This window comes from Kineococcus sp. R86509, assembly GCF_042466365.1.
Taxonomy (GTDB): Bacteria; Actinomycetota; Actinomycetes; order Actinomycetales; family Kineococcaceae; genus Kineococcus.
Genome location: NZ_JAXHCE010000001.1, coordinates 596,611 through 610,255, shown reverse-complemented (window position 1 = coordinate 610,255; position 13,645 = coordinate 596,611). Strand labels below are relative to the sequence as shown.

General features: G+C 73.5%; 17 protein-coding genes. 15 read left to right on the top strand and 2 right to left on the bottom strand.

All coding sequences use genetic code 11. The features are described 5' to 3' along the window. Positions 1-17 precede the first annotated feature (17 nt). The 9 genes from SJY07_RS02990 (at position 18) to SJY07_RS02950 (ending at position 7,278) form a co-directional block, all read left to right on the top strand. Entirely contained in the window at positions 18-581 is a 564-nt protein-coding gene (locus tag SJY07_RS02990; protein ID WP_328295714.1) for a TetR-like C-terminal domain-containing protein, read from the top strand. Between the two features lie 136 nt (positions 582-717). Next, positions 718-1,698 carry a Gfo/Idh/MocA family protein gene (locus SJY07_RS02985; protein ID WP_380162125.1) on the top strand — a complete coding sequence of 327 codons (981 nt, stop codon included), beginning with the start codon at positions 718-720 and terminating at the stop codon, positions 1,696-1,698. Beyond that, positions 1,695-2,696 (top strand): Gfo/Idh/MocA family oxidoreductase, encoded by a 1,002-nt coding sequence (locus SJY07_RS02980; protein WP_328295715.1) that lies wholly within the window; start codon positions 1,695-1,697, stop codon positions 2,694-2,696. Before SJY07_RS02985 ends, SJY07_RS02980 begins: the two co-directional genes overlap by 4 nt. Positions 2,697-2,810: 114 nt before the next feature. After that, positions 2,811-3,947, top strand: a complete 1,137-nt coding sequence (locus tag SJY07_RS02975; RefSeq protein WP_380156924.1) for a histidinol-phosphate transaminase — start codon at positions 2,811-2,813, stop codon at positions 3,945-3,947. Continuing rightward, on the top strand, positions 3,944-4,543 hold the full coding sequence (gene hisB, locus SJY07_RS02970) for an imidazoleglycerol-phosphate dehydratase HisB (RefSeq protein WP_328295717.1): 600 nt from the start codon (positions 3,944-3,946) through the stop codon (positions 4,541-4,543). The genes SJY07_RS02975 and hisB overlap by 4 nt, the downstream gene beginning before the upstream one ends. Continuing rightward, a complete protein-coding gene (hisH, locus tag SJY07_RS02965; RefSeq protein ID WP_328295718.1) occupies positions 4,540-5,181 on the top strand; it encodes an imidazole glycerol phosphate synthase subunit HisH in 642 nt (213 codons plus the stop codon). The genes hisB and hisH overlap by 4 nt, the downstream gene beginning before the upstream one ends. A gap of 59 nt (positions 5,182-5,240) precedes the next feature. Next, complete coding sequence (locus tag SJY07_RS02960) at positions 5,241-5,756, top strand: hypothetical protein (RefSeq protein ID WP_380156922.1); 516 nt, start codon at positions 5,241-5,243, stop codon at positions 5,754-5,756. 11 nt (positions 5,757-5,767) lie between these two features. After that, positions 5,768-6,523, top strand: coding sequence for a bifunctional 1-(5-phosphoribosyl)-5-((5-phosphoribosylamino)methylideneamino)imidazole-4-carboxamide isomerase/phosphoribosylanthranilate isomerase PriA (priA, locus tag SJY07_RS02955; protein WP_380156920.1), 756 nt, complete (start codon positions 5,768-5,770; stop codon positions 6,521-6,523). Beyond that, positions 6,520-7,278, top strand: coding sequence for an SseB family protein (locus SJY07_RS02950; protein ID WP_380162123.1), 759 nt, complete (start codon positions 6,520-6,522; stop codon positions 7,276-7,278). Before priA ends, SJY07_RS02950 begins: the two co-directional genes overlap by 4 nt. A 56-nt stretch (positions 7,279-7,334) precedes the next feature. Here SJY07_RS02950 and SJY07_RS02945 read toward each other — a convergent pair whose 3' ends face one another. Beyond that, positions 7,335-7,940 (bottom strand): DoxX family protein, encoded by a 606-nt coding sequence (locus SJY07_RS02945; RefSeq protein WP_380156918.1) that lies wholly within the window; start codon positions 7,938-7,940, stop codon positions 7,335-7,337. Positions 7,941-8,025: 85 nt separating this feature from the next. Here SJY07_RS02945 and SJY07_RS02940 point away from each other — a divergent pair, with 85 nt between their 5' ends. Then, positions 8,026-9,258: an MFS transporter gene (locus SJY07_RS02940; protein ID WP_328295722.1), complete on the top strand. Its 1,233-nt coding sequence runs from the start codon at positions 8,026-8,028 to the stop codon at positions 9,256-9,258. On the opposite strand, the gene SJY07_RS02935 is transcribed toward SJY07_RS02940, so the two are convergent. Then, the gene (locus tag SJY07_RS02935) at positions 9,239-9,610 is read right to left on the bottom strand and encodes a DUF1844 domain-containing protein (protein WP_328295723.1); all 372 of its coding nucleotides are present in this window, start codon (positions 9,608-9,610) and stop codon (positions 9,239-9,241) included. The genes SJY07_RS02940 and SJY07_RS02935 overlap by 20 nt on opposite strands. A gap of 344 nt (positions 9,611-9,954) precedes the next feature. On the opposite strand from SJY07_RS02935, the gene infC reads away from it, so the two are divergent. The 5 genes from infC (at position 9,955) to SJY07_RS02910 (ending at position 13,560) form a co-directional block, all read left to right on the top strand. Continuing rightward, complete coding sequence (gene infC, locus SJY07_RS02930) at positions 9,955-10,644, top strand: translation initiation factor IF-3 (protein WP_380162121.1); 690 nt, start codon at positions 9,955-9,957, stop codon at positions 10,642-10,644. Between the two features lie 84 nt (positions 10,645-10,728). Beyond that, the gene (gene rpmI / locus SJY07_RS02925; protein ID WP_328295725.1) at positions 10,729-10,923 is read left to right on the top strand and encodes a 50S ribosomal protein L35; all 195 of its coding nucleotides are present in this window, start codon (positions 10,729-10,731) and stop codon (positions 10,921-10,923) included. 134 nt (positions 10,924-11,057) lie between these two features. After that, on the top strand, positions 11,058-11,447 hold the full coding sequence (gene rplT, locus SJY07_RS02920) for a 50S ribosomal protein L20 (RefSeq protein ID WP_328295726.1): 390 nt from the start codon (positions 11,058-11,060) through the stop codon (positions 11,445-11,447). Positions 11,448-11,486: 39 nt separating this feature from the next. Then, the gene (locus SJY07_RS02915; RefSeq protein ID WP_328295727.1) at positions 11,487-12,365 is read left to right on the top strand and encodes an RNA methyltransferase; all 879 of its coding nucleotides are present in this window, start codon (positions 11,487-11,489) and stop codon (positions 12,363-12,365) included. A gap of 55 nt (positions 12,366-12,420) precedes the next feature. Then, positions 12,421-13,560, top strand: a complete 1,140-nt coding sequence (locus SJY07_RS02910) for an ATP-binding protein (RefSeq protein WP_380156914.1) — start codon at positions 12,421-12,423, stop codon at positions 13,558-13,560. The last annotated feature ends 85 nt before the right edge of the window (positions 13,561-13,645 follow it).

Below are 13,645 nucleotides of genomic sequence, written 5' to 3'. Positions count from 1 at the left end.
TGCTGAGGGAGGACCACGTGGCCAGACCGCGCAGCGAGGAGACCCGACGAGCCGCTCTCGAAGCGGCTGTCGACCTGGTCGCCGAAGGGGGGCTCGCGGCCGCGACGTTCTCGGCCATCGCCGCCCGGGCCGGCGTCAGCCGCGTGACGGTCTACAAGTGGTGGGACTCCCCGGCCGCGATCGTCCTCGACGCGCTCCTCGAAGGGACCGCCGACTCGGTGCAGCACCCCGCGGCGGCGAGCGCGCGCGACGCGCTGGCCCACCAGATGCACGGGCTGGTCGCGCTGCTGACCGACGACGGCCGGACGGGCGCCGCGCTGCGCGCCGTCACGGCCCAGGTCGCGGCGGAGCCCGGACTGCGTCTCGACCTCGTCGAGCACTGGCTGGGTCCGCGCCGGGCGGTCGCCGCCGCGCTGTTGCGTCGGGGCCAGGCCGCGGGTGAGGTGCGTCCCGGGATCGACGTCGAGGCCGCCGTCGACGTCCTCTTCGCGCCGCTCTACCACCGGCTCCTCTTCGGGCACGGTCGCGTCGACGACGCGCTGGTCGACCACGTCCTCGACCTCTTCGGCGGGTTCTGCTGACGTCCCGTCCGCGCGCGGATGCGAACGTTCCCAGATTGCTCGGCGCGGGCCCTTCCGTGTGAGGGCGCGGGTGACCTAGCGTTTCCCCGTCACGACCCGATGAAGCGTCCCCGGAGGAAACACTCCCGTGCCCCACATGAACGTGGCCGTGCTCGGTTGCTGGCACGTCCACGCCAAGGACTACGCCCGCTCCGCAGCGGCCCACCCCGACACCACGCTGATCGCCGCGTGGGACCACGACCCCGAACTCGGCCAGGCCCTCGCCGCCGACTTCGGGATCGAGTACACCGACGACCTCGACGCGCTGCTCGCCCGTGACGACGTCCACGCGGTGACGGTCACCACCGAGACCACCCGGCACACCGAGGTGATCGGCAAGGCGCTCGCCGCCGGCAAGCACGTGTTCACCGAGAAGCTGCTCGCCCCCACGGTGCAGGAGTGCGAACAGCTGGTCGCGCAGGCCGCCGAAGCCGGTCTCGCCCTCGTCGTCTCGCTGCCCCGGCTCTCGCAGGGCTACACCCTCGCCGTGCGCGACGTCGTCGCCTCCGGCGAGCTCGGTGAGGTGACCTACGCCCGGGTGCGGCTCTCGCACGACGGCGCGGTGCACGGCGGGAACCCCGGCTGGTTGCCGGACCGGTTCTTCGACCCGGCCCCCAGCGTCGGCGGTGCGCTCACCGACCTCGGGTGCCACCCGGTCTACCTCACCCAGCTCCTCCTCGGCGATGACCCGGAGATCGTCCGCGCCGTGTACGGCAACGTCACCGGCCGCCAGGTCGAGGACCACGCCGTGGTGACCCTCGGCTACGACACCGGAGCCCTCGGCGTCATCGAGGCCGGCTTCGTGAGCGACGACGCCTTCACCATCGACGTGCACGGCACCGAGGGCAGCGTCCACTACACCGACGACGGCGGCGGCCGGCTGTGGCGCCGCCGTCCCGACGGTGCCACCGAGGAACTGACCGTTCCCGCCGACTCCCCGGAACCGTTCTCGCAGTGGGTCTCCCACGCGAGCGACGCGACGGTGGCGCAGGAGAACCTGCACCGTGCCGTGGAACTCACCCGGCTCGTCGTGCGGTCCAACGAAGCAGCATCCGCACCCCAGGGAGAAGCACTGTGAGCGACGTCGTCAAGGTCGGCCTGATCGGTGGCGGCGGGATCACCCGCGCCCACGTGAAGGGCTACCGCGCGCACGCCGAGAAGATCGTCGTGACCGCGGTCGCCGACGTCGTCGAGGAGGCCGCCACCACCCGCGCCGCGGAACTGTCCGCCCAGCCCTACACCGACTACCGCGAGATGCTCGCGAGCGCCGACATCGACGCCGTCGACATCTGCCTCCCGCACCACCTGCACGCCGACGCGATCGTCGCCGCGGCCGAGGCCGGCAAGCACGTCCTGTGCGAGAAGCCGCTGTGCCTCACCGTGGAGGAGGCGAAGCGGGTGGCCGAGGCGATCCGCGCCAACCAGATCACGTTGATGTGCGCGCACAACCAGCTGTTCTTCCCCTCCGTCGCGAAGGCGAAGGAACTCCTGGACGCAGGGACCCTCGGCACGGTCTACGAGGTGCGCACGACCGACAGCTTCCACAACGACTTCGACCCCTCCAACATGGGGTGGCGCGCCTCGGCCAAGACCAGCGGTGGCGGCGAGCTCATCGACACCGGCTACCACCCGACGTACCTGCTGCTGCACCTGGCCAACGCCCAGCCGGTCGAGGCCACCGCGTTCCTCTCGACGCACCGGCTGAAGTTCATGGAGGGCGAGGACTCCGCCCAGGTGCTGGTCCGCTTCGAGAACGGCGTCGTCGGCCAGATGGTCACCAGCTGGGCCTACGACCCGGCCCCCGGCACCGAGAAGTTCTCCGTCGTCGGCGAGCTCGGCTCCCTCACGGGTACTTCGAACTCCGTCACCTACCGGCTGCGCTCGGGCGAGGAGGAGACCTTCGAGTTCGCCGAGGTCGACGCGTTCGTCACCGAGATCGGTGACTTCGCCGACTGCCTGCGCGAGGGCCGGCGCCCCATCCACACCGAGGTCGAGGGCATCGCCGTGCTCGGCGTCCTGCTCGCGGCCTACGAGGGCGCCCGCACCGGCACCATCGCCAAGGTCATGACGATCTGACCCCTCCGACCCGCGATCTCGCTGGGACTCCCGGCAGGATCGCGGGTCGTCGGTGGGTGTGCGCCGCCGACGGGGGGCGACGACCTGCTCTCCCGGTCTGGGAGACTGGCGCGCGTGACCGACACGACCGACCGCACCAGCCGGGCGACCACCCTGGCCGACCTCCCGCTGCGCGAGGACCTCCGCGGCGAGCACCCCTACGGTGCGCCGCAGCTGGACGTGCCGGTCGTGCTCAACGTCAACGAGAACCCCTACCCGGTCGCGCCGGAGATCGTCGCCGACATCGCGGCGGCCGTCGCGCAGGCCGCCTCGGGGCTGAACCGCTACCCGGACCGCGAGTTCCTCGACCTGCGCGCCGACCTCGCCGCGTTCCTGCGGACGGAGTCGGGTGCGGAGCTGGAACCCGAGCAGGTCTGGGCCGCGAACGGTTCCAACGAGGTGATGCTGCACGTCCTGCAGGCCTTCGGCGGTCCGGGCCGGCGCGCGCTGAGCTTCGCGCCGACGTACTCGATGTACCCCGAGTACGCGCGCGACACCCAGACCACCTGGGTCGTGGGGCAGCGCACGGACGCCTTCACCGTCGACGTCGAGCACGCGCGGGCGATGGTCCGGGAACACCGCCCCTCCGTCGTGCTGCTCGCCAGTCCGAACAACCCGACGGGCACGGCGTTGCCGCTGTCGACGATCGAGGCCGTGCTCGAGGAGTGCTCCCGGTTGTCCCAGGGTGCCGTCGTCGTCGTGGACGAGGCCTACGGCGAGTTCCGCCGCGCCGGCACCCCGAGTGCGCTGGACCTGTTGCCCCGCCACGGGAACCTCGCCGTGAGCCGGACGATGAGCAAGGCGTTCTCCCTGGCGGGGGCTCGCGTCGGGTACCTCGCGTCCTCGGTCGCGTTCGTCGACGCGCTGCGGATCGTCCGGTTGCCCTACCACCTCTCGGCGATCACCCAGGCGACGGCGCGGGCGGCGCTCAAGCACTCGCAGCGGTTGCTGTCGACGGTGGACGAGCTCCGGCAGCGCCGGGACGAGACCGTGCAGTGGTTGCGCGACAGCGGTTTCGACGTCGCCGACTCGGACGCGAACTTCGTCCTGTTCGGTCGCTTCGAGGACCGGCACGCGGTCTGGCAGGGTCTGCTGGAGCGCGGGGTCCTCATCCGCGAGACCGGCCCCGCCGGCTGGCTGCGGGTCAGCATCGGCACGGCCGACGAGATGCAGCAGTTCCGAACCGCCCTCCAGGAAGTGGTGTCCCAGTGAGCCGCACGGCCCGCATCGAACGCAGCACCAGCGAGTCCAGCGTGCTGGTCGAACTCGACCTCGACGGCAGCGGCAGGACGGAGATCGCCACCACGGTGCCGTTCTTCGACCACATGCTCACCGCCCTGGGCAAGCACTCGCTGATGGACCTCACCGTGGTGGCCAAGGGCGACACCCACATCGACGTCCACCACACCGTCGAGGACACCGCCATCGTGCTGGGGCAGGCGTTCCGGCAGGCGCTGGGGGACAAGGCCGGGATCCGCCGCTTCGCCGACGCCACGGTGCCCCTCGACGAGGCGCTCGCCCACGTCGTCGTCGACGTCTCCGGCCGCCCGTACTGCGTGCACACCGGGGAACCCGAGGGGCAGGAGTACCACCTCATCGGCGGGCACTTCACGGGGTCCCTGACCCGGCACGTGCTGGAGAGCTTCGCGTTCCACGCCCAGATCTGCCTGCACGTCCGCGTCCTCGCCGGTCGCGACCCGCACCACGTCGTCGAGGCCCAGTTCAAGGCCCTGGCCCGCGCGCTGCGCTACGCCGTCGAACCCGATCCCCGGGTCCAGGGCGTCCCGTCGACGAAGGGCGCCCTGTGACGCAGAAGGTCGTCGTCCTCGACTACGGGTTCGGCAACGTCCGCTCCGCCGTCCGTGCGCTGGAACGGGTCGGTGCCGACGTCGAACTGACCTCCGACCGGAAGGCGGCGTTGGAGGCCGACGGCCTCCTCGTCCCCGGCGTCGGCGCGTTCGCGGCCGTGAACCAGGGGCTGCAGGCCATCGGTGGTGACTCCATCGTCGACCGCCGCCTCGCCGGTGGCCGCCCGGTGCTGGGGATCTGCGTCGGTCTGCAGGTCATGTTCGAGACCTCCACCGAACCCGGCGAAGGAGTCCCCGACGGTCTGGGTCAGTGGCCCGGCACCGTCGAACGTCTCCCCGCCGACGTGGTGCCGCACATGGGCTGGAGCACCGTGGAACCCCCGGCGGGTTCCCGGCTCTTCGCGGGCGTCGAGGACGAGCGGTTCTACTTCGTGCACTCCTACGCCGTGCAGCGCTTCGAGATGCTCGACACCACGGCGGGCCGGGTTCCGCTGCCGCAGATCACCTGGGCCGAGCACGGCGCGCGGTTCGTCGCCGCGGTCGAGAACGGTGCCCTGACCGCCACGCAGTTCCACCCGGAGAAGTCCGGGGACGCCGGCGCGCAACTGCTGCGCAACTGGGTGGACTCCCTGACCTGAGGTCGTCCCCCGACCTGCGCTGGCGGCATGCGCACCCGCACCGTCACCACCCCCGACGGATGGTCTGGACGGTGCAGGTGCGCTTCCTGCCGCGCCGGCGGTTCCTGACCCGACGCATCGCCCGCCGGCGGTGGCGCCGCAGGTCTCGCGACCTGGACGTCAGCGGCCTGGGCGACCTCGTGCCGGACGGCGGTGGCCAGGGCGGTTCGGGGCACTCCGGTGGCCTGGACCTCGACGGGTTCGACGAGGGCGTGGCCATCGCGCTGGTCGTCGTGGGGTTCGTGCTGGCCGTCCTGCTGCGCTGGCTGCTGGTGATCCCCCTGCTGCTGCTCGTGGTGGACGTCGTCGTGGTCGTGGCGCTCCTCGTCGCGGGTGTGCTGGCCCGGGTCGTCCTGCGTCGACCCTGGGAGGTCGTGGCGGGGCACCCGGGCGGTGAGCGGGCCGTCGTCACCACCGTGCTCGGGTGGCGGGCCGCGCTGCGCCGGCGCGACGTCGTGGCGGGCCGGCTGGCCAAGGGGGCCCCGGTGGACGCGGTCACCGCCGTCCGCGCTCCCCGCACCCCGAGCGCCTCGTAGACTCGCCCTCCGTGACCAGCGAGAACACCCTCCCCTCCAGCGCCCGGCTGGAACTCCTGCCCGCCGTCGACGTCGCCGACGGCCAGGCCGTCCGCCTCGTGCAGGGGGAGGCGGGCAGCGAGACCTTCTACGGCGCACCGCTCGACGCCGCGCTCGCGTGGCAGCAGGCCGGCGCCGAGTGGGTCCACCTGGTGGACCTGGACGCTGCCTTCGGGCGCGGTTCGAACCGGGAACTCCTCGCCGAGGTCGTCGGCCGTCTCGACGTCGCCGTCGAACTCTCCGGGGGCATCCGCGACGACGCCTCCCTCGAGGCCGCGCTGGCCACCGGCTGCCGACGGGTCAACCTCGGCACCGCGGCGCTGGAGAACCCCGCCTGGACCCGCGCCGCCATCGCCCGCCACGGGGACCGGATCGCCGTCGGTCTCGACGTCCGGGGCACGACGCTGGCCGCCCGCGGGTGGACCCGCGAGGGTGGTGACCTGTGGGAGGTCCTCGAGCGCCTCGACGCCGACGGCTGCGCCCGCTACGTGCTGACCGACGTCACCAAGGACGGGACGTTGCGCGGTCCGAACGTCGAGCTCCTGCGCGAGTTCTGCGGCCGGACGCAGGCCCCCGTCGTGGCCTCCGGGGGCGTCTCGAGCCTCGAGGACCTGCGGGTGCTGCGCGACCTCGTCGGCCTCGGCGTCGAGGGGGCCATCGTCGGCAAGGCGCTCTACGCCGGGAACTTCACCCTGCCCCAGGCGCTCGACGTGGCGGGTCGGCCCTGAGCGCATCGCCGGACCCCGGCGCCACGGACTCCGCGGGAGTCCCGTGGGCGGGACGGACCCTGCAGCCCAACGCCTTCGCCACCGACGACGGCCGTCGCGCCCCGGCCCTGGCCGCTGCGCTGGCGGCCTGGTCCGCACGGGGCGAGGACCCGTCGGCCCGGGTGCGCGCCGAACGCGACGTGGTCGCCGCGCTGTCCGGGAGTCGGGTCTTCGCCCCCGTCGTCGCCCAGCTCGGGGAACTCGACGCCCACGGTGGGGACAAGAGCGCGGACATGGCGCTGGCGTTGCTGACCCAGCCCGACGGCCGCCGCGGGCTGCCGCTGTTCACCGACCTCACGGCCCTGACGACCTGGCGTGCCGACGCGCGTCCGGTGCCGGTGCCCGCCGAGCAGGCCGCGTTGTCGGGGGTCCAGGAGGAGTGCGACGTGCTCGTCCTCGACCCGGCGGGTCCGGTCCGCTTCGTGGTGCGCCGCAGTGCGTTCTGGGCGCTGGCCCGGGGTTCGGCGTGGGTTCCGGCGCCGTTGGACCCCGAGGTCGGGGCGGCGGTCGCCGACGCGGTGCGGGGTCTCGACGCGGTCCGCGCGACCCGCTGCGAACCCGGTGCCGGCGCGGAGCTGCGGGTCGTCCTCGGGGTCCGGCCCGGGCTCGGCCGGGACGCCCTCGACGAGCTCCTGCACGTCGTGGGGGAGCGGCTCGCGACCGGCGTCGTCGCCGACCGCGCGGAGTCCGTGGAGTTCCAGGTCCTCCCCGCCTGAGACCGACCGCAGCGGTGGTCCCGTCGCACGCGACGGGACCACCGCTGCGGTCGGTCTCAGGAGGCGACGGGCGTCCCGGGGCCGTCGGCGGGGGCGTCGGCCGCCTCCTGCGCCTGGGCGTCCGCGGCGACGGTGGCCTGGCGCGCCTTGATGGTGCTGTAGGCGCCGACACCGGCCGCCCCCAGGGCCAGGACGGTCGTCCACCCCTTGTTGAAGGCGTGACCCGAGGCCCCGTCGACGCTGAACCGGCCGGGCCCGCCCACGGCCAGCGCGACGGAGGCCAGCCCGAGCACCGCCGGGTACTCGAAGCCGCCGGAGGTGGCGAAGAACCCGTTGGGCTTGTGCACGAAGACCGCTGCGGCCATCGCGGCCGCCGCGGCGGCGCCGCCGACGGGGGTGGCCAGGCCGAGCGCGAGCAGCGCTCCGCCACCGGCCTCGGACGCGCCGGCCAGGACGGCGTTGCGCTTGCCGGGGCGGAAGCCCATGGCGTGCATGGCGCCCGCGGTGCCTTCGATGCCGCCGCCGCCGAACGCGCCGAACAGCTTCTGGGCGCCGTGGGCGACCAGCGTGCCGCCGATTCCGAGTCGCAGGGCCAGCAGGCCGAGGTCGTTCGATGCCACGAGGGGTCCTCCAGGTTCTTGCCGGTTCAAGGTCGTGGCCATTCGACCACCGCCCGGTCGGACGGGCGACGGCGGGTGCGGTGGAACCGTCGGGACCGGGTCGTGACCGGCTGGCACAGTGCAGGACGTGTCTTCCGCTCCACCCACCGGCTCATCCCGCGTCCCGGCGCTGCTCCGCGCGTTCTCGCCCTACGGCGAGGTCCTGCGGACCCGTGGTGTCCTCCCGCTCGAACTCGTCGGGTCCCTCGGCCGGGTCCCGGCGCTCGCGGCGGGGATCGTCTGCGTCCTGCACGTCGTGCAGACCCTGGGCCTCGGCTACGGCCCGGCCGGGCTGGTGGGGGCGACGGCGACCATCGGCACGGCCGTCAGCTCGCCGTGGCGGGGCTGGGTGGTGGACCGCTACGGCCTGCGGCGGGCCCTGCTGCCGACGGTCGTGGCCCAGGCCGCCTGCTGGTCGGTGGCGCCGTTCCTGCCCTACCAGGGGCTGCTGGTGGCCGCCTTCGTCTCGGGCGCGCTGGGACCGCCGGTGTTCACCGTGGTCCGCCAGTCCCTCGCCGTGCTCGTGGCGCCGGAGCGCCGCCGCACGGCCTTCTCCCTCGACGCGGTGCTGGTGGAGTTCTCCTTCATGGTCGGCCCCGCCGCCGGCACGGCCATCGCGCTGACCTCCTCCACGACGGCGGCGATGCTCTGCATCGGTGCGGCGCAGGTGGTCTCGGCGTCGGCGATGTTCGCGCTGAACCCGCCGCTGCGCAGCCCCGGGGGCGACGTGGAGGCGGAGGGCGCAGCCACGGTCGCGTCGGGACGGGTCTGGACCTCCGCCCTGCTGCTCGCGATGGCCTGCGCCTTCGCCGCCGACCTGGTGCTCTCGGCCACCGACCTCGCCGTCGTCGCCCAGCTGCGCGAGGAGGGCGCGGTCCGCTGGACCGGACTGGTGCTGGCGGTCTGGGCCGCGGGCTCGGTGGTGGGTGGACTGGTCCACGGGGCGCTGCCGCGCTCGGTGCCCCCGTGGCTGCTGGTGGCCTGCCTCGGTGCGGCGACGGCCCCGCTCGTCCTCGTGCACGGGCCGGTCGGTCTGGCGGTCGGGACCTTCGTCGCCGGGTTGTTCTGCGCCCCGGTGATCAGCGCGACGGTCGACCTCGTCGTGCACGGGGTCCACGAGTCGGTCCGCGGCCGGGCGATGGGGTGGCACGCCGCGGCCACCACGGTCGGGGCGGCGGTCGGGGCCCCGTTCGCGGGCGCCGTCAGCGACGCCGCCGGTCCGGGCACCCCGTTCCTCGTCGTCGGTGCCCTGGGGGTCTGCGCGGGAGCGGCGACCGCCGTGGTCGCCGCCCGCGTGCAGCTCAGACCACGCTTCCCGTGAGCCGCTCGCCGGGGCCCTTGCCGGGCTCGTCGGGAACCGCGGAGGCCTCCCGGAAGGCGAGCTGCAGCGAGCGCAGCCCGTCGCGCAGGGACCGCGCGTGCTGGCCGCCGACGTCCGGGGCGGACGTGATGACGAGCCCGGCGAGGGCGGTGATGAGGATGCGGGCCTCGGCGAGGTCGAGGTGGTCCTCCGCGTCCTGCCCTTCGGCCAGTCCGCACTTCACGGCGGCGGCGCTCATGAGGTGCACGGCAGCGGTCGTGATGATCTCGGCGGCGGGGACGTCGGCGATGTCGCGGGCGGCCACCGCGCCGGTTTCGTCGCGATCGTCACCTGGAGTCGTGTCAGCTTGCATGCTGATACCCTGACAGGCGACCGACCGGCACACGTCACCGGTCCACGACCTGCGGGGCTTCGACGCTCCCAGGCTGCGGACCGGTCTCGCAGGGCCGGCACGTGAAGCGGAGGCCTCCTCCCACCCCCGGTGCTCACCGCGCCGAGGGTCCCGGTCCGCGCTCCTCCTCGGAGGGGCGCCGTGCTCCTCTCCGGAGGAGCGCAGCGACGCCCGTCGTCGTCGTGTCCTCGTGGGCACGCCGTGGACGTCCGGGTGTCGTCGGAACCGGCAAGGCCTCCGTCTCACGTCCGAGCACGGGGGCCTTCCTCGTGTCCGGCGGCCCCACGACGACGAAGGAGCAGCACATCAGCGAGCCCCGCATCAACGACCGCATCCGTGTTCCCGAGGTGCGGCTCGTGGGCCCCAACGGTGAACAGGTCGGCATCGTGCGCGTCGAGGACGCGCTGCGGCTGGCGGACGAAGCAGGCCTCGACCTGGTCGAGGTCGCTCCCACGGCGCGACCGCCGGTCTGCAAGCTCATGGACTTCGGCAAGTTCAAGTACGAGTCCGACATGAAGGCCCGCGAAGCCCGCAAGAACCAGTCGAACACGATCCTCAAGGAGATCCGTTTCCGGCTCAAGATCGACCCGCACGACTACGCCACCAAGAAGGGGCACGTCGAGCGGTTCCTCAAGGCCGGGGACAAGGTCAAGGTCATGATCATGTTCCGCGGACGTGAGCAGTCCCGCCCCGAGATGGGCTTCCGGCTGCTGCAGCGCCTCGCGGAGGACGTCGCCGAACTGGGCGGGGTGGAGAGCTCGCCGCGCCAGGACGGCCGCAACATGGTGATGGTCATCGGGCCGCACAAGAAGAAGGCCGAGGCCAAGGCGGAAGCCAAGGCCGAGGAGAAGCGCCGCAAGGACTCCGAGGACGCCGCGGTCGCCGAGGAGGCTCCCACGGAGCAGTCGCAGCCCGCCGCCGAGCCGGAGACCGCCACGCAGCCGGAGACGGTGGCCGAGGTCGCACCGGACGAGACGGCCGCGACCGCGTCCTGACGTCGAGGCCCGCGGGACCGTGAGGTTCCGCGGGCACCCGCCAGACACGCCGGGGGACACCCCGGCACGAACACAGGAGAAGACGTGCCCAAGAACAAGACCCACTCCGGCGCCAAGAAGCGTTTCCGCATCACCGGCACCGGGAAGGTCATGCGCGAGCAGGCCAACAAGCGCCACCTGCTCGAGGTCAAGTCGAGCAAGCGGACCCGTCGCCTCTCGGTCGACCAGGTCGTCTCGCCCGCGGACGTGAAGAAGATCAAGAAGCTCCTCGGCCGCTGAGCCTGCAGACCTGACGCGAGGCCGGTCCACCGACCGGCACCGCGACGACCCCGACCACCGCGGGCGCGCGACCTGAGCACACGACGTGAACAGGTCCCGCCGCCGCCCGCGAACCGACCAGCTAGGAGTACCCCGTGGCACGCGTGAAGCGCGCAGTCAACGCCCAGAAGAAGCGTCGTACCGTCCTCGAGCAGGCCAGCGGCTACCGCGGCCAGCGCTCGCGGCTGTACCGCAAGGCGAAGGAGCAGGTCACCCACTCCCTCGTCTACGCCTACCGCGACCGCAAGGCGCGCAAGGGCGACTTCCGTCGTCTCTGGATCCAGCGCATCAACGCTGCGGCGCGCGCCGACGGCATGACGTACAACCGCTTCATCCAGGGCCTCAAGGCCGCTGAGATCGAGGTCGACCGTCGCATGCTGGCCGAGCTCGCCGTCTCCGACCCGGCCGCCTTCAGCGCGCTGGTGACGACCGCCAAGGCTGCGCTCCCGGTCGCCCCTGTGGCCGCCGAGGGCACCGCGGCCTGAGCACGCCGAACGACTGAGCACCCTGAACGACTGAGCACCTTGAACGACACCGAACGCCCGGCCGTGGCGCACCTGGACCTCCCCCTCCTCTCGAACCCTCGAGCGGAGCGGGTGAAGGCCGTGCGCGCACTGACCGGGCGTTCGGCGCGTCAACGGCACGGCCGGTTCCTCGCCGAGGGTCCGCAGTCCGTCCGCGAGGCCGTCGCCGCGGGCGCCGCCCTCGAGCTCTACGCCAGCGACGACGCCGCCCGGCGCTACCCGGAGATCCTCGCCGGAGCTCCGTCGCGGACCTGGCTCGTGACCGACGAGGTCCTGGCCGCGATGACCGACACGGTCACCCCGCAGGGCCTCGTGGCCGTCTGCCCCACCACCGCCACCACCCTGGACGAGGTCCTCGCGACCCAGCCGCGGCTCGTCGCCGTCCTCGACCGGGTCCAGGACCCGGGCAACGCGGGCACCGTCCTGCGGGCCGCCGACGCGGCCGGCGCCGACGCCGTCGTCCTCACCCAGGGCAGCGTCGACCCGTTCAACCCCAAGTGCGTCCGCTCGACGGCCGGCAGCCTCTTCCACCTCCCCGTGGTCGTCGGCGTACCGCTCGCCGACGTCGTGACGGCTCTGCAGCGCAACGGATCCACCGTGCTCGCCGCCGACGGCGGAGGCGAGGCGGACCTCGACGACCTGGCCGACGCCGCGGCCACGGGCAGCACCGGGACGGTCGACCTGCGGCGCCGGACGGCCTGGGTCTTCGGCAACGAGGCGGCCGGCCTCGACGACGCCGGGCGGGCCCTCGCCGACGCCGTCGTCCGGGTGCCGTTGCACGGGCGCGCCGAGAGCCTCAACCTCGCGACGGCTGCCGTCGTCTGCCTCTACGCGAGCGCACGGGCCCAGCGGCGCGACGGCGCGAACCGCCCGGGCTGAGGCGGTCCGACGGCGCTGGGCTGGTGCCTGGTCCCGCATGCCCTAATGTCGCACCGTGCCCGAGGCGAGGGGGAGCGCCGAGGCCGCGCAGTCGGCCCCGCTCCTCACCCTGCCCGTGGACCGCCCGCCGCTGACGCTGGACGACCTCCCCGACGCCATCGTGATCATCGACGGTGACGGCGCGACGGCCGACCTGAACACCGCCGCCGAGCGGCTCCTCGGCCGCTCCCGGGCCGAGCTCGTCGGGACACCGTTGCGCCGGGCGCTGCCCCTGCAGGACACCTCGGGTCGTCGCTGGTGGGACGTCCTGCGCGGCGGTGACCTCCCCGGGGGCGTCACCGCCGGCGGGCACGGGGAACGCCTCCTGCTGTTGCCGGGCGGTACCGAACTGCTGGTCACGGCCCGCTTCCACCGCGCCGAGGACGGTTCCCTCGACCGCGCCGTCCTCGCCCTGCGGACCCCGGACGAACGCCGGCGCGCGGAGACGGACACCACCAGCCTCATCGCGACCGTCGCCCACGAACTCCGCTCGCCCCTCACCTCGGTGAAGCAGTTCACCGCCAGCCTGCTGCGTCGCTGGGACCGCTTCAGCGACGAGCAGAAGCGGCTGATGCTGCAGACGGTCCAGGCCGACGCCGAGCGCGTCAGCCGCCTGGTGGGGGACCTCCTCGACGTCGCCCGCGTCGACGCCGGCCGCCTCACGGTGCACCGCCGCCCGATGGACCTCGCGACGCTCGTGCGCGAGCACGTCGACCGGTTGCGGATGGCCGGCTACGACGACGAACGGTTCGTCCTGACCGTGGCCGCCGACCTGCCCGAACTGTGGGCCGACCCGGACCGGATGGCCCAGGTCGTGACGAACCTCGTCGACAACGCGGTCCGCCACGGCGCCGGCACGGTCGTGGTCGACGTCTCGGTCCTCACCGCGGCGCAGGCCGCGGCGGCCGGTGACGGTCTGGGTGAGGCCCTCGTGCTCGTCGTCGACGACGCGGGCGACGGCATCCCGGTGGAGAACCGCCCCTACGTGTTCTCGAAGTTCTGGCACGGCGGTGGGCGCAGCGGCACCGGGTTGGGCCTCTACGTCACCCGGGGGCTCGTCGAGGCGCACGGCGGTGACATCGACGTCTCCTCCGCCCCCACCGGCGGTGCGCGCTTCACCGTCCGCCTCCCCGCGGGGGAGCCGCCCACGGTGTGACCCGTCGCGGGCGCATCTGGGAGGATCGGGGCGCGCGGGCCACCCCGCGAGGCAGCCCCGCCCGACGCACCGCACGACCCGAGTG

Coding starts and splice junctions, on each gene's coding strand:
- SJY07_RS02985 (WP_380162125.1), top strand. CDS start 718: ATGAACGTGGCCGTGCTCGGTTGCTGGCACGTCCACGCCAAGGACTAC.
- SJY07_RS02960 (WP_380156922.1), top strand. CDS start 5,241: ATGGTCTGGACGGTGCAGGTGCGCTTCCTGCCGCGCCGGCGGTTCCTG.
- SJY07_RS02945 (WP_380156918.1), bottom strand. CDS start 7,940: ATGGCCACGACCTTGAACCGGCAAGAACCTGGAGGACCCCTCGTGGCA.
- SJY07_RS02935 (WP_328295723.1), bottom strand. CDS start 9,610: ATGCAAGCTGACACGACTCCAGGTGACGATCGCGACGAAACCGGCGCG.